The organism is Pseudomonas mohnii (genome assembly GCF_900105115.1).
GTDB lineage: Bacteria > Pseudomonadota > Gammaproteobacteria > Pseudomonadales > Pseudomonadaceae > Aquipseudomonas > Aquipseudomonas mohnii.
The window spans coordinates 5,047,025-5,066,892 of record NZ_FNRV01000001.1 but is presented as its reverse complement, the minus strand read 5'-3'; the positions used below and the strand labels follow the sequence as shown (position 1 = coordinate 5,066,892).

Genomic DNA, 19,868 nt, shown 5'->3' with positions numbered 1-19,868 from the left:
CCTTCAGAGTTCAGTGTTGGCCTGATGCTTGTGCATGTGTACTGACCGCTACAAACCCCACATACCCACGACAACTTGCCCCTTGAGTCTGCATAAACCGGTACACCCACCGGTTTTCCATTCCAGGGAGTGAGTCCAATGATTGGTAGCGTCAGCAATTACACGAGCTACACCGGTACCAGCAGTACCACCACCAGCAACGCCCGTTCGCAACAGTTCCAGAAAGAACTGCTCGCCAAACTCGACACCAACACTGACGGCTCGGTGGGTCAGGATGAGCTCAAGAGTGCGCTGTCGCAGAAAAGCAATGACGGCCTGCTGGTCAGCCTGAGCAAGAATTTTTCCAATCTGGACAGCGACAACAGTGGCAGTCTGAGCAGCGAAGAGATGGCCGCCATGGCCCCTCCACCACCACCGGATAAGTCGACGGATCAGGCGCCGAACACAGAACTGGCCGATGCCGTGATCAGTGCCCTGGATGCCGACGGCAACGGCACCATCAGTAGCGACGAACTGAGCAACGGCCTGAACAGCGCGGGCAGCAGCGCCGACAGCAGCCAGATTTTCTCGGCCCTGGACAAGAATCAGGACGGCACCGTCAGCAAGGACGAATTGGCTGCCAGCCTGACTCCACAGCCGCCACAGCAAGCGTCCAGTGATGAACTGTTCAGCAGCCTCGACGCCGACAGCGATGGCAGCGTCAGCGGCAGCGAACTCACCAGTGCATTACAGGCCGGTCATTCATCGACCAGCAGTGACACCAGCGCCGCCTTGCTCAAGGCGTTGGACAGCGACAGCAGTGGCGGCGTCAGCAGCGATGAACTCAAGGCCGTCCTGCAAGCCGGCCGCGAGCAAACCAGCGACAGCACCACGGCTCAATCGACCACCAGCGAGGCGCTGAACAAAATGATTGCCAACCTGAGCAAGCAGTATTCGCTCGACAAGGTGGCGAGCGTGGGCAAATACCTGAACGTCGCGACCTGAAGTTCTATCCGAAACAAAAGTGGGAGCTATCGCCGCCAGGCTAGCTCCCACAGGTTTTCGGCTGGGCCGCTAACTCAGCGCTTGCGCAGAATCACGCTGCCGATCGAGTAACCGGCGCCGAACGAGCTGAGCACGGCCAATGAACCGGCGGGCAGATCGTCCTGGTTCTTGTGGAATGCAATCACGGAACCTGCGGAGCTGGTGTTGGCGTAAGTGTCGAGAATCACCGGCGCTTCCTGTTCGGTCGCATCACGACCGAGCAATTTCTTGACGATCAAGTGGTTCATGCTCAGGTTGGCCTGGTGCAGCCAGAAGCGCTTCACGTCGCTGACGTTCAGCTTGTTCTCTTCCAGGTGAGCCGCAACCAGTTCGGCCACCATCGGGCAAACGTCGCGGAATACCTTGCGGCCTTCCTGGACGAACAGTTTGTCCCTGGCACCGATGCCCTCTTCCGCAGCGCGGTTGAGGAAGCCGAAGTTGTTGCGGATGTTGTTGGAGAACTTGGTCAGCAGCTTGGTGCTGACAATGTCGAACTGGTAGGGAGACGTGGCCAGGTCGGCACGTTCGATGATCACGGCGGTCGCGGCATCGCCGAAAATGAAGTGACTGTCGCGGTCGCGGAAATTGAGGTGACCGGTGCAGACTTCCGGGTTGACCATCAGGATCGCCCGGGCCTGGCCCACCTGAATGCTGTTGGCGGCGGTCTGGATGCCGAACGTGGCGGAAGAACACGCCACGTTCATGTCGAAACCGAAGCCCTGGATGCCCAGCGCTTCCTGAACTTCGATGGCAATCGCCGGGTAAGCGCGCTGCAGGTTGGAGCAGGCGACGATCACGCCGTCGATGTCCGCCGCTGTTTTACCGGCACGTTGCAACGCTTGTTCGGCAGCGCCGATGGCCATCTGGCACAGCACCGACCATTCGTCATTCGAGCGCTCCGGCAGGCGTGGCGCCATACGCTGTGGATCGAGGATACCCTCCTTGTCCATGACAAAGCGGCTCTTGATGCCTGAGGCTTTTTCGATAAACGCGGCACTGGACTCGGTCAATGCTTCGACTTCACCACGCGCGATGGCGTCAGCGTTGTCGGCGTTGAATTGCGCCACATAGGTATTGAAAGACTGCACCAGCTCTTCGTTGGAGATGCTGTTGGCCGGTGTGTACAGGCCGGTGCCGCTGATGACGACGTTATGCATGGTCGTGTCTCTATCTGTTCAGGCAGAAAGTATTGGCACCGTCGTACCAACACACAAAGGGATTGTTCCAGTCACAGGAAGCAAACCTGGCATCGCTTTATTCCGTACCGCCCGAACCTTAAAGGCTCAAAACCGCGGGGCCGGCGTTTATAGGCGCGAAGTTTGCCATAAACCTTGGGTTTTGGCCCCTTTTTGCTGGATCAGGAACCACTGACACAACACTTGACCTGTGGGAGCGGGCTTGCCCGCGAAGACGGCGGCACAGGCAACATCATCGCCACTGACAAGCCGCTTTCGCGGGCAAGCCCGCTCCCACAGGTATTCGGTTCTATGGCTCGACCTGGCTCCACTGCTTGCTCAAGCGTTTGTCGGAAATCGGCACCTTGGTTCCCAATTGCTGGGCGAACAGCGAAACCCGGTATTCCTCCAGCCACCAGCGATACAGCTCCAGTTGCGGATCGCGCTTGCCTTCTTGGGCGTGCTTGTTCGCGCGGGTCTGGTATTGCGTCCACAGGCCGGACAATTCGCCGCTCCAGACCCGATCCCGCTGCACCTGAGCGCCGATTTTCTCGAAACGTTGCTCGACCGCTTTCAGATATCGCGGCAACTCCTTGAGCCATTGCATCGGCGTTTCCCGGACAAACCCCGGATACACCAGATGGCTGAGCTGCTGCTTGATGTCGTTGAGGGCCACGGCTTGCGCCAGGTCGATCTTGCCCTTGAAGCGCTTTTGCAGACCATGCCAGAGCTTGAGGATTTCCAGGGTCAGCCTGGCCAGGCGCTCGGCGTGCTCGGTCCAGGCCCCACGCTTGCGCTCGGCCAGCGACGCCAGCGCGGCGCCGTCACGGGGCAACGGGTCTTCGCCTTCGAGAATGCAGCTGTCGAGACTGGCCAGCAGGATGTCTTCCACCAGGCTGTCGACACGCCCCATGTCGCGGTACATCAACCCCAGTTCAGTCAGCCCCGGCAATTTGCCGCGCAGGAACTTCGCCGGTTCCGCCAGTTGCTGCATCAACAAACGCTGCAAGGCCCGGCGATGCTGGAACTCGGCTTCGGCCGGCGTCGAGAAACGCCCTTCCTTGACCGTGCCCGCCTCCTCCACCAACGCCGGATAAACCGTCATCGACAGCCCGGCGATCTTCTGCTGGGTTTTCTCCGCGACCGCGGCAAACACCTTCGGCTCGACCGGTTGCTGGCTTTTCGCCGATTGCGGGACGGCCAACGCGGCCTGGCTGGCTTCGGCGAAACGCGCGGTGAGCTCGGCCAGATCACGGCCTTCACCGAGGAACTTGCCCTGGGCGTCGACGATTTCCAGGTTCATGCGCAAATGGCTTTCGACCTGCTGCGCCGCCTCGGCCCAGGCTTCATCACTGACCCGGGCACCGGTCATGCGCAGCAGCTCGCGGCCCAACGCCTGAGGCAAAGAGCCCTCGGCGAAGGTCATGCGCTGCAAGGCCGCCTTGATGAAGTCCGGCACCGGCACGAAATTCTTGCGCAACGCCTTGGGCAGGTTACGCACCAGGGCAATGCATTTGGCTTCGATCACACCCGGCACCAGCCACTCCAGGCGTTCCGGTGGCAGCATCGGCAACAGCGGCGCCGGCACACGCAGGGTCACGCCGTCGCGCGGATGGTTCGGCTCGAAGTGATAACTCAGCGCCAGTTCCAGATCTCCGATGTGCAGGGTGTCCGGATAATGCTGGGCGGTGACTTCACTGGCCTCGCGGGCCAGCACGTCCTCTTCGCGCATGATCAGCAGCTGCGGGTTTTTCTGGCTGTTGATGCGGTACCAGCTGTCGAAGGTCGCGGTCTGATGAATCTCCGCCGGCAGTCGCGCGTCATAGAACGCGAACAGGGTTTCTTCATCGGCGAGGATATCGCGACGGCGGGCCTTGGCTTCCAGTTCGTCGAGCTGCTCCAGCAACTGCTTGTTCGCCGTCAGGCACTTGGCCTTGGACTGAATCTCGCCGCGCACCAGCGCTTCACGGATAAACAGTTCACGGGACACCACCGGGTCGACCGGGCCGTAATGCACCGGCCGGCGACCGACCACGATCAGCCCGAACAGGGTGATCTGTTCGAACGCCACGACCTGGCCGCGCTTCTTCTCCCAATGGGGTTCGAAGTGGTTTTTCTTGATCAGGTGCCCGGCCAGCGGCTCGATCCAGTCGGCATCGATCTTCGCCACCATCCGCGCATAGAGCTTGGTGGTTTCCACCAGTTCGGCGGCCATCAACCATTGCGGGCGCTTCTTGCCGATACCCGACGACGGATGAATCCAGAAACGCCGCTGACGGGCGCCCAGGTAGTCACCGTCTTCGGTTTTCTGGCCGATCTGGCTGAGCAGGCCGACCAGCACGGCCTTGTGCAGTTTCGGATAGTCCGCCGGCTCTTTGTTGAGGCTCAACTGCATGTCGCGGCAGATCAGACTCAACTGACGATGGGAATCCCGCCATTCGCGCAGACGCAGGTAATTCAGGAAATTCTTGCGACACCAGTTACGCAGCGGGCTGGCGGTCAGTGCCTGGCGCTGCTCTTCGAAACCACGCCACAGATTGACCAGCCCGGCGAAGTCCGAGTCGGCGTCTTTCCATTGCGCGTGGGCCTGATCCGCCGCTTGCTGGCGCTCCGGTGGACGTTCGCGCGGGTCCTGGATCGACATGGCGCTGGCGACGATCAGCACTTCCTGCAAACTGCCGAGCTTGGCCGCTTCGAGCAACATGCGACCCATGCGCGGGTCCACCGGCAGGCGCGCCAGTTGCCGTCCAAGCGGGGTCAGCTGGCTGTTGCGGTCCACCGCCGAGAGTTCTTGCAGCAGGTTGTAGCCGTCGCTGATGGCCTTGCCATCCGGCGGTTCGATAAACGGAAACGCGGTGACCTCGCCGAGGCGCAGGTGCAGCATCTGCAAAATAACCGCCGCGAGGTTGGTCCGCAGGATCTCCGGATCGGTAAATTCCGGACGCCCGAGAAAATCTTCTTCGCTGTACAGGCGCACGCAGATACCCGGCTCGACCCGTCCGCAACGGCCCTTGCGCTGGTTGGCGCTGGCCTGGGAAATGGCTTCGATAGGCAGGCGCTGGACCTTGGCGCGATAGCTGTAGCGGCTGATGCGCGCGGTGCCGCTGTCGATCACGTAGCGAATGCCCGGCACCGTCAGCGAGGTTTCCGCAACGTTGGTGGCCAGGACCACGCGACGGCCAGGGTGCGACTGGAAAATCCGCTGCTGCTCGGCCGGTGACAGGCGTGCGTACAGCGGCAGAATCTCGGTGTGCTTGAGCTGGGCCTTGCGCAGCATGTCGGCGGCATCGCGAATTTCGCGCTCACCGGGCAAAAACACCAGCACGTCGCCAGGACTGCGGCGTTCACTGCGTTCGAAGGCGGCGATTTCATCGAGGGTGGCGAGGATCGCCTGATCCACGGTCAAGTCATCCTCGACGCGGTTGCCCTCTTCGTCTTGCTCCAGGGTCAGCGGGCGGTACCAGGTGTCCACCGGGAAGGTACGGCCAGACACCTCGACAATCGGCGCATCGTCGAAGTGTTTGGAGAAACGCTCCAGGTCGATGGTCGCCGAGGTGATGATGACTTTCAGGTCGGGACGACGCGGCAGCAGGGTTTTCAGGTAACCGAGCAGGAAGTCGATGTTGAGACTGCGTTCGTGGGCTTCGTCGACGATGATCGTGTCGTAGCGTTCCAGATAACGGTCGTTCTGGGTTTCCGCCAGCAGGATGCCGTCGGTCATCAGTTTGATCAGGGTATTGGAATCGCTCTGATCCTCGAACCGCACCTGATAACCGACCAGCGCCCCCAGTGGCGTGCCCAATTCCTCGGCGACGCGGCTGGCCACACTGCGCGCTGCGATTCGGCGCGGTTGGGTATGGCCGATCAAGCCATGCTGGCCACGACCGATTTCCAGGCAGATCTTCGGCAGCTGGGTGGTTTTACCCGAGCCGGTTTCGCCGGCAATGATCAGCACCTGATGCTTGAGCAATGCCTCCTTGATTTCGTCACGCTTGGCGGCGATCGGCAGGCTGTCGTCGTAACGAATCACCGGCAGGCTGGCCTTGCGCGCCAGCACCTGATCACAGGACGCCTGCATGCGGGTCACCCACTGGGCCAGCTTGGCCTCGTCGGGTTTCTTGCGCAGCTCAAGCAACTGCCGCCGCAGCCGGTGGCGGTCGGCGAGCATGGCGTGATCGAGGTTTTTCAGCAATTTGTCGATGGAGGGCGATTCGTCGGTCATCAGGTACGCAATTCAGTCGTCTAGTGGCGCAGGGCGGTGATTGTCGCAGATTTTACGACCGCTGCGCGGCCGATCGCGAGCAAGCTCGCTCCCACTGTAGATCGCAGCGAGCACACAAATGGCGGCACCACGATCAAATGTGCGAGCTTGCTCGCGATAGCGTTGGGCCCGACAACGCGCTTACAGATCAGTCATTCGTTATCCAGGCCTTTGCGCCGATACGGAAACACATCGATCACTTTGCCGGCGCGAATCGCCTCTTGCAGGCTCTTCCAGTAATCGGCGTTGTACAACTCGCCGTGCAGTTGATTGAACAGCTTGCGCTGCCCCGAATCGGCAAACAAAAACGGCGGAAACTCTTCAGGGAACACGTCCAGCGGCCCGATCGAATACCACGGCTCGGAAGCCATTTCGTCCTCGGGCGTGCGCGGCGCCGGAATATGGCGGAAGTTGGCCTCGGTGAGGAAACAGATCTCGTCGTAGTCGTAAAACACCACGCGACCGTGACGGGTGACACCGAAGTTTTTGAGCAGCATGTCGCCGGGAAAGATGTTGGCCGCCGCCAGTTGCTTGATCGCCAGACCGTAATCGTCCAGGGCCTCGCGTACTTGCGCCTCGTTAGCGTTTTCCAGATACAGATTCAGCGGCGTCATGCGCCGTTCGGTCCAGCAGTGGCGGATCAGCACCGTGTCACCTTCCACCGACACCGTGGACGGCGCGACCTCCAGCAGTTCTTCCAGGCACGCCGGCTCGAACTTGCTCAGGGGGAAACGGAAGTCGGCGAACTCCTGGGTATCGGCCATGCGCCCAACGCGGTCGACGCTTTTCACCAGCCGGTACTTCTCGATCACCGTGGCACGGTCGACGTTTTTCGACGGTGAGAAACGGTCCTTGATGATCTTGAACACCGTGTTGAAGCCCGGCAGGGTGAACACGCTCATGACCATGCCGCGCACGCCCGGGGCCATGATGAACTGGTCGTCTGTGTTGGCCAGGTGGTTGATCAGCGCCCGATAGAACTCGGACTTGCCGTGCTTGTAGAAACCGATCGAGGTGTACAGCTCGGCAATGTGCTTGCCCGGCAAGATGCGCTTGAGGAAGCCGATGAACTCCGCCGGCACCGGTACATCGACCATGAAGTACGAACGGGTGAACGAGAAGATGATCGACACGTCCGCCTCGTCGGTGATCAGCGCATCGATCTGGATACCATGGCCCTCGCGATGCAGCAGCGGAATCGCCAGCGGCCATTGTTCATCGGCGGTGTAGATGCGTCCCACCAGGTACGCGCCTTTGTTGCGGTACAGCACCGAGGAAAACAGTTCGACGCTCAGTTCCGGGTCCTTGCATACCCAGTCCGGCAGGTTCTCGCGCAGTTGCGCCTCAAGGCGGCGCAGGTCGCCAGGCAAATCGGCGTATTCCTCGCTGAAGCGATAGTCGGCAAAGATGCTTGCCAGCATGCCCGACAACTGGCCATGGGGTTTATAGGTACGGGTTTGCGCGGCGCGGGCCCGGCGCAGGCTCGGCCGGGTGGTGTGGATGAACATGCAGCCGTCGCTGATCAGGTCATGGCTGAACAGCCCGCAGAAAATCGAGTTGTACCAGGTCTCGGACAGCTCATCGTCGAACCGCAGGTCGATCAGGCTGATGTAGGCGCTTTTCACCAGCGGCCAGGAGCTCACGTCCAGCGTGTCGGTATCAAACGCCGTGCGCAGGCGCTCTACGGTTTCGCTGACTTTGTCTTCGTACAGATTGATCCGCGCCGCCGAGGCCGACTGCGTCTCCTGCCACTGAGCCTGCTCGAAACGGGCCCGGGCGCCATCGGTGATCTGGCGAAAATGCTCGCGGTAATCGTCAAAGCCATCGAGGATCATTCGGGCGATGTCGGCGGCTGGCCATTGCTGCGGCATGGTGAGACCTCTGCGGGAATTCGGGAAGCCAGAGCTTAGCCACTGAAGCGGGTACAGGAGAAGCGTAATTTCGGCCGCCACCTGGACAATTGGTTGGGTCAGCGATGTTTTTTTTGTTTTTTTAACTCGACCGTTTAGTCAGGAAAAAATCGCCGCACGCCTCAATGGCCTGATGAATCGACTCATCCGCAACCCTCGCACCGAGCGGCTTGTCGGTCCAATCAAGCCATCAGCTCATCCACGCTAACCTCTGCTCTTCATCGCCCTCCTCTCTGCGCTCGCCCTGAAACGGCACGAAGGTCGGCCTTACCAAAATAGTGGCACTTTGATATATACGCCACCTTCACCCGCCTAAAAACAAGATCTTCGGTCAACGAGGACTACCTCTCCTAATACACCAAAGGAATAATTTCATGCCGTTAAGGAATCTTCGCATTGGTTTGCGTGCAAGTTTGAGTTTCGCCGTTCTGGCCAGCCTTCTGGTGCTGGTCGGACTGTTCGGAGTCGGTCAGATGGCGACCCTTCGTGAAAGCACGAGGGTTCTGGAAGAAGTGTGGATGCCGAGCAGCGAGAGCATCCACGACAGCGCGGCCAACATTGCGACCATCCGCCTGGAGTCGTTGCGGATGAGGACCAGCAGCCGCCGCGAGGTCCAGGAAACGAGCAAGGGCATCATCAGCGCTCAACGCCAGGAGTTGCTCCAGCGCCTCGACGATTATGCGGCCCTGCTGTCCAGCGATCAGGAACGAGGCATGCTCGACAGTCTGAAGGCGGCCGTCGCCAAGTACCTGTCACTCGTCGACCAGATTATTGTCCACATCGACGCCGGCCATGACAGCCGGACTTACGATCACCTCAACGTTGAAATGAACGTGCTGGGCAGCCTTTTGGATAAAACCCTGGAGTCGATGATCAGTCTCAATCAGCAGGGAGCCGATGCCGCCGCCAATGCCGCCACGTCGTTGTACCAGCGCGCACAATGGATCGTCAGCACGATCATCGTCATCGCATTGATTGCCACCCTGCTGCTGGCCTGGGCATTGACCCGCAGCATCACCACGCCGATCAATCAGGCATTGAACGTCGCGCGCCGAATTGCCTCGGGCGACCTCAGCGGCAAGATTGTCAGCGATGGCAAGGACGAAGCTACGCAGTTGCTCGATGCCCTGGCCGACATGCAGGGCAACCTGCGCTCGACCATCCACGGCATCAGCGAATCGGCCCAGCAACTGGCTTCTGCGGCCGAGGAAATGAGTTCGGTGATGGAGCAAAGTACCCGCAGCCTGCAACAACAGAATGACCAGATCGAAATGGCTGCCACCGCCGTCACCCAGATGAGCACGGCGGTGGATGAAGTCGCCGCCAATGCCGTGTCCAGCGCTGAAGCTTCGCAAGCGTCGAACGAGGACAGCAAGCACGGGCACGTTCAGGTCAGCGAAACCATCACCTCGATTCAGGGCCTTGTCAGCGAAGTGATCAGCGCATCGGAACAGGCCCAGGGCCTGGCCGATCAGGCGCAGGACATCAGCAAGGTACTGGAAGTGATCCGCGGCATCGCCGGGCAGACCAACCTGCTGGCACTCAACGCCGCCATCGAAGCGGCGCGGGCCGGTGAAGCCGGACGCGGGTTCGCCGTGGTGGCCGACGAGGTGCGTTCGCTGGCGCAACGCACGCAGAACTCCACCGAAGAAATCGAGCTGATGATCACCAACATCCAGCAAGGCACCGGGACCACGGTCAGTGCTTTGCAAAGCAGCGCCGAGCATGCGAACCAGACCTTGCGTCGGGCCAACAGCGCCGGCAATGCGCTGGAGAAAATCACTGCGTCGATTTCGCAGATCAACGAGCGCAACCTGGTGATTGCCAGCGCGGCCGAACAGCAGGCGCTGGTGGCCCGGGAAGTCGATCATAACCTGGTGAACATCCGCGATCTTTCGACCCAGACCGCCGCTGGCGCCACCCAGACCTCGGCCGCCAGTCATGAATTGTCGCGACTGGCCGTCGACCTTAACGGCCTGGTGACACGCTTTGTAATTTGATGCCGGTTTTTCGGTTGCCACCGGCAAGGCGCTCGGCAACACTCTCGTCCCGATCAAGAAGGAGTGTGCCGTGAGCCCTGCCGATATCGTTCGTTTACTGTCGCTGGCGGCCATCTGGGGTGCGAGCTTTCTGTTCATGCGCATCATTGCCCCGGTGATTGGCAGCCTTCCTACCGCTTTTTTCCGCGTATCGATAGCCGCCGCCGGACTGCTGGTGATTCTCGGCCTGATGCGCATCAGCTGGGACTTCAAAGGCAAGCTCAAGACCGTGATGCTGCTCGGCGTGATCAACTCCGGGATTCCGGCGACGCTCTATTCGGTGGCGGCACAGGTGCTACCGGCCGGCTATTCGTCGATTTTCAATGCCACCACACCGTTGATGGGCGTGTTGATCGGCGGCCTGTTCTTCAGTGAAAAACTCACCGCTGCCAAACTCGGCGGGGTTTTTCTCGGACTGCTCGGCGTGGGCGTGCTGACCCGCGCCGGCCCGGTGGCGTTCGACCTGCAATTGCTGATGGGCGCCCTCGCCTGCCTGCTCGCTACCACTTGCTACGGCTTTGCGGGGTTTCTGGCCCGCCGCTGGCTCGATCACGCCGGTGGTCTCGACAGCCGTTTGTCGGCACTGGGCAGCATGCTCGGCGCGACGTTGTTCCTGCTGCCCCTGTTCGGCTACAGCGTGATCAGCCAGCCGCCGGCGAGCTGGGGCGGCTGGAGTGTCTGGCTGTCCTTGCTGGGGTTGGGGCTGGGCTGCACGGCGCTTGCCTACATCATTTACTTCCGCCTGCTGAGCTCGATTGGCCCGGTGAAATCGATGACCACGACCTTCCTGATCCCGCTGTTCGGCGTGTTGTGGGGTGCGCTGTTTCTCGATGAACCGCTGTCGATGGCGCACATCTATGGCGGGGTGTTGATTGCGGCGGCGTTGTGGTTGGTGTTGAAACCGACGGTGGTGAAGGCAGCCCAGGTGACCGCCCGATAAATCGCTGGCGTTTTCAAGGACGTCTTCGCTGGCAAGCCAGCGGATTGCCCGCCAGTGACGGGATGGGCTGTTTTTGATCGGGTCACCGCGACCCTGGATATTCGCCGTCACGCCAACTCCCGCTCCGCCTGCGCGGCCAGTTCCGCCTCGCGTTCGGCGATGGCGGCTGCCAGTTCCGGGGAGCGTTTGGCCCATTGCTCGGGAGGCAAGGGTTTTGACCATTCGATGATGTCGGGATAAAGCAGGTCTGGCGGCGGGTACAGCTTTTTCCTTTGCAGGTAGGTGGCGAGTGGAGCATTGAAGATAAATACGCCGAATACTCCTTCCCACAGCAGTGTTAAAAACCAGCCGCGCTGTTTGGCTTTATCGTTCAGGTAATCGATGTAGTAGCGCAGGTTGGCGCCAGAGTTAAGTGCTGCTGCCTCCGGTGCGGCTTGCGGACCAATCTCCATGTAGCTGCGCATGCACTCCCACAACGCCATCGCCGTGGTGCCGCCGCCGCAGTTGAAACCCAGTGAAAAATGCTTGTTGTCTTCCCCGGCCTGCGGGTCCGGGTTTTCGAAGCCAATGATCAACAAACCCATGGTGGCTCGACCGGCCTGACTGACCGACGACTGCTGGGTGGCGGCGGCGGTCACGGTTTCCCACGGGACGATCCAGTATTCGCCATCGTCACGTGGGATGCAGACTTCTCGGCGTTGGCGGTTGAAGCGCACGGGGAGCGGGACTTCGCGGAAAAGGCCGTGGATCAAGATCAGTATCGGAATGCCCAAAATGATCGCCCCCAGGATCAAAACATCCTGGCTGAAATCAGAGTCAAGATTTCGCGTGAAGAAAGACATGGCTAAAAACACCACCACCCCCAGCCACAACACCATCACAGCAGAACCAACGGCGTAGCTGCCAACATCGAGAAACACCCCGTTCTTGCGCCAAATGGTATTAAGCACGTCCTGCGGTTTTTCCCCGGTAGGTAGGGGAAGCGGCGCCAAGTAGTCATTGCGCGAAAGCAGCCGTTTTTTCGTGGTGCCTGCCGGGGGCGTGCTCATCGTTTGTCCTTGGGTTGCAGGTAAATCGCACCGGGATGGCCCTCGCCGAGCGGGTAGTTCAGTACCCGGTCCAGCTCCGGCGTCGGGTCCCCCATAGGGCCGTCACGCCCGTTGAGTGATTCAGGGTAAAGGCCAGCCCTCGCTCGCCGCCGATGAAGTGTTGGGCGCCGAGCATGGCGGTCAATGGCGTGCGATAGCGCACACGCAGGCCTCGGGTATGCGCCGTCACGCCAACTCCCGCTCCGCCTGCGCGGCCAGTTCCGCCTCACGCTCGGCGATGGCGGCCTCCAGTTCCGGGGAGCGTTTGGCCCACTGCTCGGGAGGCAAGGGTTTTGACCATTCGATGATGTCGGGATAGGGCAAATCGGGGGGTGGCGATAATTTCCACTCCTGCAACATCATCGCCAGCGGACCGCCTAGAAATATGGCCCCGATGACCAGCCATAGCGCCTTGCCCACTTCCTGCGCGACCAGGTATCGCCTGATGCCATCCAGATATTCACAGCTAATACCCCAAACGACGTTTCTACCCCGCAGCTTTTCTCGCCCGCCTTCAAAGTCATTTGTGACTGGCAGAGCCTGCGGCCCTATCTCCATATAGCTGCGCATGCACTCCCACAACGCCATCGCCGTGGTCCCGCCGCCGCAGTTGAAGCCCAATGAATAGTGCTTGTTGTCTTCCCGAGCCTGCGGGTCCGGGTTTTCGAAACCAATGATCAACAAACCCATGGTGGCGCGACCGGCCTGACTGACCGACGACTGCTGGGTGGCGGCGGCGGTCACGGTTTCCCACGGGACGATCCAGTACTCGCCATCGTCGCGCGGGACACAGACTTCTCGGCGTTGGCGGTTGAAGCGCACGGGGAGAGGGACTTCGCGGAAGAGGCCTTGGATTATAAAAATGGCTGGGATACCAGTGATCACCCCTCCGCCGATAAGAGTAAAGGTACTCAGTTCAGGTGAAATATTTCTGAATCCATAAGCCAGAGATAAAAACAACATCACCCCCGGCCACAACACCATCACCGCCGAGCCGATGCTGTAATTGCCAACATCCAAAAACACCTCGTTCTTGCGCCAGATGATGTTGAGTACGTCCTGCGGTTTTTCTCCGGTGGGTATAGGCAACGGCGCCAGGTAGTCATTGCGCGAAAGCAGCCGTTTTTTCGTGGTGCCTGCCGGTGGCGTACTCATCGTTTGCCCTTGGGTTGCAGGTAAATCGCACCGGGGTGGCCCTCGCCGAGCGGATAGTTCGGTACCCGATCCAGTTCAGGCGTCGAGTCCGCCCATAGGGCTGTCACGCCCGTTGAGTGATTCAGGGTAAAAGCCAGCCCTCGCTCGCCGCCGATGAAGTGTTGGGCGCCGAGCATGGCGGTCAGTGGCGTGCGATAGCGCACACGCAGGGAAACCGTGGCGGGTTGGGAGCTCAAGACATTGCTCAGTGTGTTGAACGGGCCGCTGAGGCGCAGGCCCTGCCCTTCCTTGAACGGTATCCACTGGCAGGCGCTGCTGGCCAGCCAGTGCGGTGTCAGGTCGCGCCAGGGACGCAGTGGCTTGAAATGATCGCGCCGGCCGGTTTTGATCTGTTCACGGTAGTTCAGGCTGTCCACCGGGTCACCGACCATGCTCAGTTCCAGGTAGGCACTGTCGGGTTCGGCACCTGGCAAGTCGAGGGTCAGGTGATTGATGGAACTGAAATACTCGAGGCGGGAAGGGCCATTACCATGGTTGGACTTCAAGTTGCTTTCCATGCTGACCCGCGGCGCATACAGGATGAAGTACAACCGGTCGAGTTCATCCTGCTGGGCTTTGGGCGGGATAGGCTGTAGATCTTTGGCCCGCGCCTTTGACCAGCAGCAGTGGTTGAGGAAGTTTTGCAGCGGGGTTTTCTGCATGATGCTGGTGATCAGGTACAGCACGCCAAGTATGAGAATCAGCCAGTTCAACGGTCCCATGTACAGCGTGTAACGCAAGATGGCGACATCGACGGTAATTGACCCTGCCAGGGCACGAGCGGTGTAGCCAAACCCTAACAGCGCTTGGGTGCCGAAGGTCGCTATTTGTCCACCGACCACGGTTTGGCGCATCTCCAGCCACGGGTCGACTCGGTTTTGAGCGTTCTCTATTTGTATTTGTAAGGATTTGAACTCTGCTCCTGCTGCAACAAATGAAAACCCACCAATCACCCCACCAAACAGAGTCAGTGTCGGCGCGCTTCCAACCCGGCCATCAGGCAGACGCAGGGACATTTCTCTAACCCTCAACCCCTTCCGCACCTGATTATCAACCACCGCCACCAACGCCGCCCCCGCATACAACGTCGCCGAAATCGTGTCATTGACCCGCCGGCTGTCCATCCCCTCCAACACCCCGGCCTGACTCAAATAGTTATTCGCATTGACCACGTTCAACAACAACGCCGCCAACGGCACCACCCCACCACTGTTGGCCACCACCGGCGATTGGATGATCCGCCCCACCTGCCCGGCGCCAATGGCCTTGCCGGTTGCCCTGGCCCATTGGCCCAGCGCTTCGGCCTGTTGGCCCAACAGCTTCGCCACTGGCCGGCCCGCCTCGGTGACAATCTGCAAGCGCGTGTCGTTGCCCAGGCGCGCGGCGACAAAGATGCCCATCCAGGAACGGCCGAGGCCGCTGTCCCCCTTGAGCAGCAACAGCGCCGCCGCCAACCGGTTGACCAGCACGCTCCATTGGCTGCCGACGTCCCGCGCCATGTTGGCGATGTCGCGCAGGGTCGGTTCGCTCAACGGCGCCAGTGCCTGATGGGTCGCGCTGAGGTTGTCGGAGGCCAGGGCGGCCGTCAGCTCGCTCAGGCGCGAACTGCTGTTAACGGCCGCATCGATGGAGGGTGTCCAGGCGTTGAACAGTTGCTTCAGGGCGCCGCCGTCAGGGGCACGGATGTAGTCGGCGTATTGTTCGGCCCCCTGGGCGCGGATGCACTGGGCGGTCAGGCAGCCAGTGGCCAGTTCGGTCAGCCAGCGGCGCGTCTCCAGGTCGTCGTAATCCACGAACCAAGTGCCGCTGTGTGAGCGCTTGAGGTACAGGCCCCGGTCGGCAAACAGCGCGGTGTGACGTTGCTCCAGATGTTGGTAGTGCGCCGCGGCGGTCTGGGTGAACCAGGTGTTCATCGCCTCGAGGTCGATGTATTTGCCGACCTTGGCACTGAAGAGATGGTTATTGAGGTTGGCGTGCTTTTCGGCGCGGTATTCGCGGACGACGAATTCTGCTTCGGTGTACAGGTCCTCCGGAATAAAGGCCCGCACCGGGGCGACGATGGCCCCAATCCGTGCGTCGCGCTCGGCGGCCTGGGCCTGGGTGGGCTGCCCGCCGTATCGACGGGCTCGGGTTTCTGCCTTGAGCTCTTCGTCCAGCCGATGCTGGGTGTCGAGCATGACCTGGCCCTGGGCCGGCGTGAGGTTGATCTCATGCGCCTTGTAGCGGTAGCTGATGGACCCGGCCAGTTCGGCGCCGTCCTCGCTGATCAGGCTGCGCACGAACCCGCCGATGCTCAGGCGCAGATTATTCTCGCCCAGCCATTTTTCGTGGTTCGCCTCCAGCCATTCCTGTTCGTGATTGATGTCACGCAGCACACCCAGGTCGTCGTCGAGACAGGCGAAGACGGCGAACAGCCCCTCGGTTTGTGCCTTGGCGCCGTCCAGCCAATCCTGAGTGCCCTGCCCCTCCCACGGCTCGGCGCTCCACTCGCCGGGCGGCTGGTCGCTGGCATCGGGATGCTCAGCGAGGATGCGTTTGCGCTCACGGGCGCGGTGCATGGCGTCGGTGTAAGCCTTCATGTTGCCTGGGGTCGGGTCCTTCAGCACGGCTTCGCCCAGCGCGTCGGTATCCTCGACGCCCCGCTTCAGGTCCGCTTTCAGGGCACGGGCGAAGGTGTCGGGGAGCAGTTCAGCCATCACCTCGGCGGCTTGTTCCAGCGGCGGGCAATGTTTGGCTTGCAGTTCGTTGGCCACGGTACGCAGAGCGATATGGCGCATGTGTTCATGGCGCTTGGCGCTGCTGTCACTCAGCGCCTCGCAGTACTCGGGGTTCAACGGGAATTCACTGTAGAGCATCCAGGCATCGTGGATTTTTTCCAACGCCAACCCCGACAGGGGCGCGTCGAGCAGCAGGGTTTCATCCTCCTCCAGTGCCTGTTCCTTGAACTGGCCAGAGCGCGAGACGCCATAGCGCTTGAGCGGACCCTGGTCCTGCCACAGATAAACAAACCCGGCACGCAGGCGTCGCACCGCCATGGGCCGGCCTTGGGTGGACACGCCGGGGGCGCAGCAAGGGTTTTCCGCCTTTTCCTCGGCCAGGGCATAACGCACGGGCACGACGAAAAGCTCCGCCTGGCTAGCGGGGCACGGCATCAGCGTATTGTTGATATCGACGTGAGGCTGCGCCTTGGCGGCGCGCTCGGCCTGGGCGGCTCGATCAAGGCGGGCGAGTTTCTCTGCGCTCATAGGGAGAACTCCTTGTCGATGAGCTGCCGACGCATCAGTTCGGCGTTCAGGTTATCCAGCCGTTGCCTGGGCGATAGGCCGGGCTCGGTCAACATGTTTCGGTAAGTAGCGTGAGCCGGTGCATCGGGGAAGTCAGTGCCCAGCACAGCGTGGAAGTGAGCCCAGAGCAGGACCTCATCGATGGCGCTGTAACCGTGACGGCCGGCATGCTGCTGGCACTGCGACGCCCACTGTTGCAATGCCTCGTCGTCCAGCCCTTGCAGGTATTCGGGAAAGTAATGCTGACCGTGTTCGATCAACTGCTGAGCGAAGTGCTGACGCTGGGCGCTGCCCAAGTGCTCCAGCTGATGCGCGGACAGCAACAGCCAGGGCTCATGCGCATAGAGTGCAGCGGGTTGATCGGGATTTTCCTGGTGGATCTCCAGTTCCGGGAGCCGGATCAGTCGCACAGGTCCCATCAAGCGATCACGCTCGAAAGCGGGCAGCGAGGTTAGCCACAAGGCCGCGATCCGAGGGTCGTGGTAACGGAACAAGACCGTGACATCCCCTTCGACACGCACGTGAATCAGGCTGCGTAAATGTCCAAGCACAGCCTCTTCTTGCGCCTCTGACTCCAGCCAGATGCCGCAGGTCGTGCTCCACTCCTGAAAAAAGCGCTGGGCCAGCGGGCTATCGGGAGACACAGGCACCAGGGCCGGCCCGACTTCCTCCAATGGGCCATAAGCGGTGTTGCGGTAGAGTGACCGGAACGTCGTGTTCCCTAGCTCAAACAGACGCTCGGGCAGACGTTCAATGCGGGTTCGATCCAGCAGCAGATAAGCCTGACTCATGTCGGTTTCTCCGCCAGTTTTTGACACACGGCGCAAATCGGTGCGGCCATCTGAGCCGCCTGAGCCAATGCCCGTTTTTGCGCGGCCAGTGATAGCGCAAGCTGTTGCGACGCTACGGGGAGTAACGAGCCAGCCGCCTGCGGTGCTATCCCGGGTACCGGCACCCCGCCTTCCACAAGGGCTACGCTGCTGAAAATCCCGGCGGAGTTGATGATCAGGTGATGGCCGCCAGCCGTGAGCGTCAGGCTGGCCCCCGCATCAATCACCACGTTGTTGGCGGTGACACGGGCCTGCGACCCACCCTGAATCACCCAGGCGCCTTCTGCGGTCGTGCTGCTGTTGCCGGTGATGTTGACCAGCTCATCGCCGCCGATCACCGTATTGCGCGCGCCTTGGGTGGTGCGCGACTCGTCGCCCTTGATCAGGCAGGTGCTGTGATTATCCACCTGCTCGAAACGGTCGTGGCCAATCCGGATGTCGCTGTCATTGAGAACCCATTGCTCGAAGTCACGCTGCGCCCGCAGGTAGATTTTTTCCTGCCCGGCGCGGTCTTCGATCGACAACTCGTTGTACCCCCCGGTGTGCGGGGAGCTGTGGCTGCGCAATACGGTTTTGGTCTTGTGCTCGGGCAGCGGGTAAGGCGCCGAGTTGACCTTGTTCATCACGCAACCGGTAATGAGCGGATGGTCGGGATTGCCCTCCAGGAAGGTGACGACCACTTCCATTCCGACACGCGGAATGGTCACAGAGCCAAAATTTTCACCTGCCCAGTTACTGGATACCCGCAGCCAGCAACTGCTTCTTTCACTGCTGAGTCCGGCCCGGTCCCAATGGAACTCGACTTTGACCCGACCATACTCATCGCAATAGATCTCCTCGCTGGCAGGTCCGGTCACACGGGCGGTCTGACTCACCAGTGGCATTTTTCGCGTACGCATTGGCGGTCGGTAAAACACATCCCATGGAATGACGCTGAAGCTGTTGCGATAGCCCTGGGTAAAGCCGTCCCCGGACTGGACGTCGCTGGTGATCGCCTCTTCCAGAGACTGTGGCTGTTTTCCAGCGTGCGCAACGCTGAGCAACAGCCACAGACCGTTGCAGCGTTCACGCGGATGCTCGGTCAGGGTAAAAAAGTGACCACTGCGCAGCGTCGCCTGATCGCTCTGGCCCTCGAACAACCGGTAATCAACACGGTGCCGCTCCAGGGCCTGGCGAGCGAGTTGATCACCATGCTTTTCATTCTTGATCAGTACCGGGTAGCGATAGTCTTCAAGCTCGGGACTGAACTCGGCAGCGAAGCAGCTTTCCTGCATCACACTCGGGCGCTGGAAGTCATAGTGCCTGCGCGTGGTGGTGCTGGTGCGGGTGCGATACCTCATGGAGAACTGGTTGACCACGGGGTGATTCGCCACCATGCCGGAGTCTTGTCGATAGGGTGTATCGGCCAGTGTCGGGAACCAGGTCTGATCGTCGGTGAACACCAGCAAATGACCGTCCGGCGAATGCTGGAAATGCCACGCGATACCGTCCTCGGCGCACAGCCGCTGAACAAATTCGTAATTATTTTCCCCGTATTGAGTGCAGTATTCGCGCTCCGGGCTGGTGCTGACATGGAAGGCGAACGCATCGGCCTGAATGCCGTGCCCCTTGAGCACCTGAGCGATGATTTGCGGCACCGTCTGCTTCTGGAAAATTCGTTGGTCGTGGCTGTACTGCAAGTAGTGCAGCGCCGGGACGAGGCACAGGTGGTAATGGGTCAGACGCTTGCCGGTTTCACCGACGACCACCTCTTCGATATGGCCATGAAGACCTTCGCCGTTGAGACCGAACTGAAGGAACGCGGGCTGACCGAGCAGACTCTCCGGATCGACATTCGGATTTTCGCTGACCAGTTCAACCTGGATCGCGTACAAGGCGCTGATGGCCTCTACACCGTCAAAGGAGAGGACTTTGAAATCATTACGAACAGCGGGAATGTGCAGCGCGAAATGCGCAGTGTTGGCCGACCTGAACATACGCTTATCCCTTATCAAGCGCGAGGTGCAAACCATCCCTGGTTGTGCACGCAAAAATTTGGCGGGCACGTTAACAACGGGGCAAACAGATTGATGTAGGAAGGGTCTTGGTATGCGGTCAGACCGTTCCGTCTTGCTAGAGGCTGAG

General features: G+C 60.6%; 12 protein-coding genes. 3 read left to right on the top strand and 9 right to left on the bottom strand.

Annotation, left to right across the window (positions count from 1 at the left end):
- The first annotated feature begins 138 nt into the window (after positions 1 to 138).
- A complete protein-coding gene (xopAW, locus tag BLV61_RS23535) occupies positions 139 to 984 on the top strand; it encodes an EF-hand domain-containing protein (RefSeq protein ID WP_047526902.1) in 846 nt (281 codons plus the stop codon).
- Between the two features lie 74 nt (positions 985 to 1,058).
- On the opposite strand, the gene BLV61_RS23530 is transcribed toward xopAW, so the two are convergent.
- From BLV61_RS23530 to aceK, 3 genes are all read right to left on the bottom strand, one after another.
- The gene (locus BLV61_RS23530; RefSeq protein WP_047526900.1) at positions 1,059 to 2,180 is read right to left on the bottom strand and encodes a beta-ketoacyl-ACP synthase III; all 1,122 of its coding nucleotides are present in this window, start codon (positions 2,178 to 2,180) and stop codon (positions 1,059 to 1,061) included.
- Positions 2,181 to 2,508: 328 nt separating this feature from the next.
- The gene (gene hrpA, locus BLV61_RS23525; protein ID WP_090467740.1) at positions 2,509 to 6,420 is read right to left on the bottom strand and encodes an ATP-dependent RNA helicase HrpA; all 3,912 of its coding nucleotides are present in this window, start codon (positions 6,418 to 6,420) and stop codon (positions 2,509 to 2,511) included.
- A gap of 191 nt (positions 6,421 to 6,611) precedes the next feature.
- Positions 6,612 to 8,330: a bifunctional isocitrate dehydrogenase kinase/phosphatase gene (gene aceK / locus BLV61_RS23520; protein ID WP_090467738.1), complete on the bottom strand. Its 1,719-nt coding sequence runs from the start codon at positions 8,328 to 8,330 to the stop codon at positions 6,612 to 6,614.
- A 413-nt stretch (positions 8,331 to 8,743) separates the two neighbouring features.
- On the opposite strand from aceK, the gene BLV61_RS23515 reads away from it, so the two are divergent.
- Together BLV61_RS23515 and BLV61_RS23510 are read left to right on the top strand one after the other, a co-directional pair.
- Positions 8,744 to 10,369, top strand: coding sequence for a methyl-accepting chemotaxis protein (locus tag BLV61_RS23515; protein ID WP_047526892.1), 1,626 nt, complete (start codon positions 8,744 to 8,746; stop codon positions 10,367 to 10,369).
- A 70-nt stretch (positions 10,370 to 10,439) separates the two neighbouring features.
- Complete coding sequence (locus BLV61_RS23510; RefSeq protein ID WP_090467736.1) at positions 10,440 to 11,348, top strand: DMT family transporter; 909 nt, start codon at positions 10,440 to 10,442, stop codon at positions 11,346 to 11,348.
- Positions 11,349 to 11,455: 107 nt separating this feature from the next.
- Here the strand turns inward: BLV61_RS23510 and BLV61_RS23505 are convergent, their stop codons facing one another.
- From BLV61_RS23505 to BLV61_RS23485, 6 genes are read right to left on the bottom strand one after another with little or no spacing between them, the layout of a single operon-like run.
- The gene (locus BLV61_RS23505; protein ID WP_090467734.1) at positions 11,456 to 12,397 is read right to left on the bottom strand and encodes a DUF6708 domain-containing protein; all 942 of its coding nucleotides are present in this window, start codon (positions 12,395 to 12,397) and stop codon (positions 11,456 to 11,458) included.
- Between the two features lie 58 nt (positions 12,398 to 12,455).
- Positions 12,456 to 12,626, bottom strand: a complete 171-nt coding sequence (locus BLV61_RS31350) for a hypothetical protein (protein WP_167361802.1) — start codon at positions 12,624 to 12,626, stop codon at positions 12,456 to 12,458.
- Positions 12,623 to 13,591 carry a hypothetical protein gene (locus BLV61_RS23500; protein ID WP_090467732.1) on the bottom strand — a complete coding sequence of 323 codons (969 nt, stop codon included), beginning with the start codon at positions 13,589 to 13,591 and terminating at the stop codon, positions 12,623 to 12,625. Before BLV61_RS23500 ends, BLV61_RS31350 begins: the two co-directional genes overlap by 4 nt.
- Complete coding sequence (locus BLV61_RS23495; RefSeq protein ID WP_090467730.1) at positions 13,588 to 16,875, bottom strand: toxin VasX; 3,288 nt, start codon at positions 16,873 to 16,875, stop codon at positions 13,588 to 13,590. Before BLV61_RS23495 ends, BLV61_RS23500 begins: the two co-directional genes overlap by 4 nt.
- A complete protein-coding gene (locus BLV61_RS23490) occupies positions 16,872 to 17,705 on the bottom strand; it encodes a DUF4123 domain-containing protein (protein ID WP_090467728.1) in 834 nt (277 codons plus the stop codon). Before BLV61_RS23490 ends, BLV61_RS23495 begins: the two co-directional genes overlap by 4 nt.
- Entirely contained in the window at positions 17,702 to 19,720 is a 2,019-nt protein-coding gene (locus BLV61_RS23485) for a type VI secretion system Vgr family protein (RefSeq protein ID WP_090467726.1), read from the bottom strand. Before BLV61_RS23485 ends, BLV61_RS23490 begins: the two co-directional genes overlap by 4 nt.
- Between the last annotated feature and the right edge of the window lie 148 nt (positions 19,721 to 19,868).

Bases quoted from the DNA above. Each gene is read 5' to 3' on its own strand.
- BLV61_RS23505 (WP_090467734.1), bottom strand. From the start codon at position 12,397: ATGAGCACGCCCCCGGCAGGCACCACGAAAAAACGGCTGCTTTCGCGC.
- BLV61_RS23500 (WP_090467732.1), bottom strand. From the start codon at position 13,591: ATGAGTACGCCACCGGCAGGCACCACGAAAAAACGGCTGCTTTCGCGC.
- BLV61_RS23485 (WP_090467726.1), bottom strand. From the start codon at position 19,720: ATGTTCAGGTCGGCCAACACTGCGCATTTCGCGCTGCACATTCCCGCT.
- BLV61_RS23495 (WP_090467730.1), bottom strand. From the start codon at position 16,875: ATGAGCGCAGAGAAACTCGCCCGCCTTGATCGAGCCGCCCAGGCCGAG.
- xopAW (WP_047526902.1), top strand. From the start codon at position 139: ATGATTGGTAGCGTCAGCAATTACACGAGCTACACCGGTACCAGCAGT.
- BLV61_RS23490 (WP_090467728.1), bottom strand. From the start codon at position 17,705: ATGAGTCAGGCTTATCTGCTGCTGGATCGAACCCGCATTGAACGTCTG.
- hrpA (WP_090467740.1), bottom strand. From the start codon at position 6,420: ATGACCGACGAATCGCCCTCCATCGACAAATTGCTGAAAAACCTCGAT.
- BLV61_RS23530 (WP_047526900.1), bottom strand. From the start codon at position 2,180: ATGCATAACGTCGTCATCAGCGGCACCGGCCTGTACACACCGGCCAAC.
- aceK (WP_090467738.1), bottom strand. From the start codon at position 8,330: ATGCCGCAGCAATGGCCAGCCGCCGACATCGCCCGAATGATCCTCGAT.
- BLV61_RS23515 (WP_047526892.1), top strand. From the start codon at position 8,744: ATGCCGTTAAGGAATCTTCGCATTGGTTTGCGTGCAAGTTTGAGTTTC.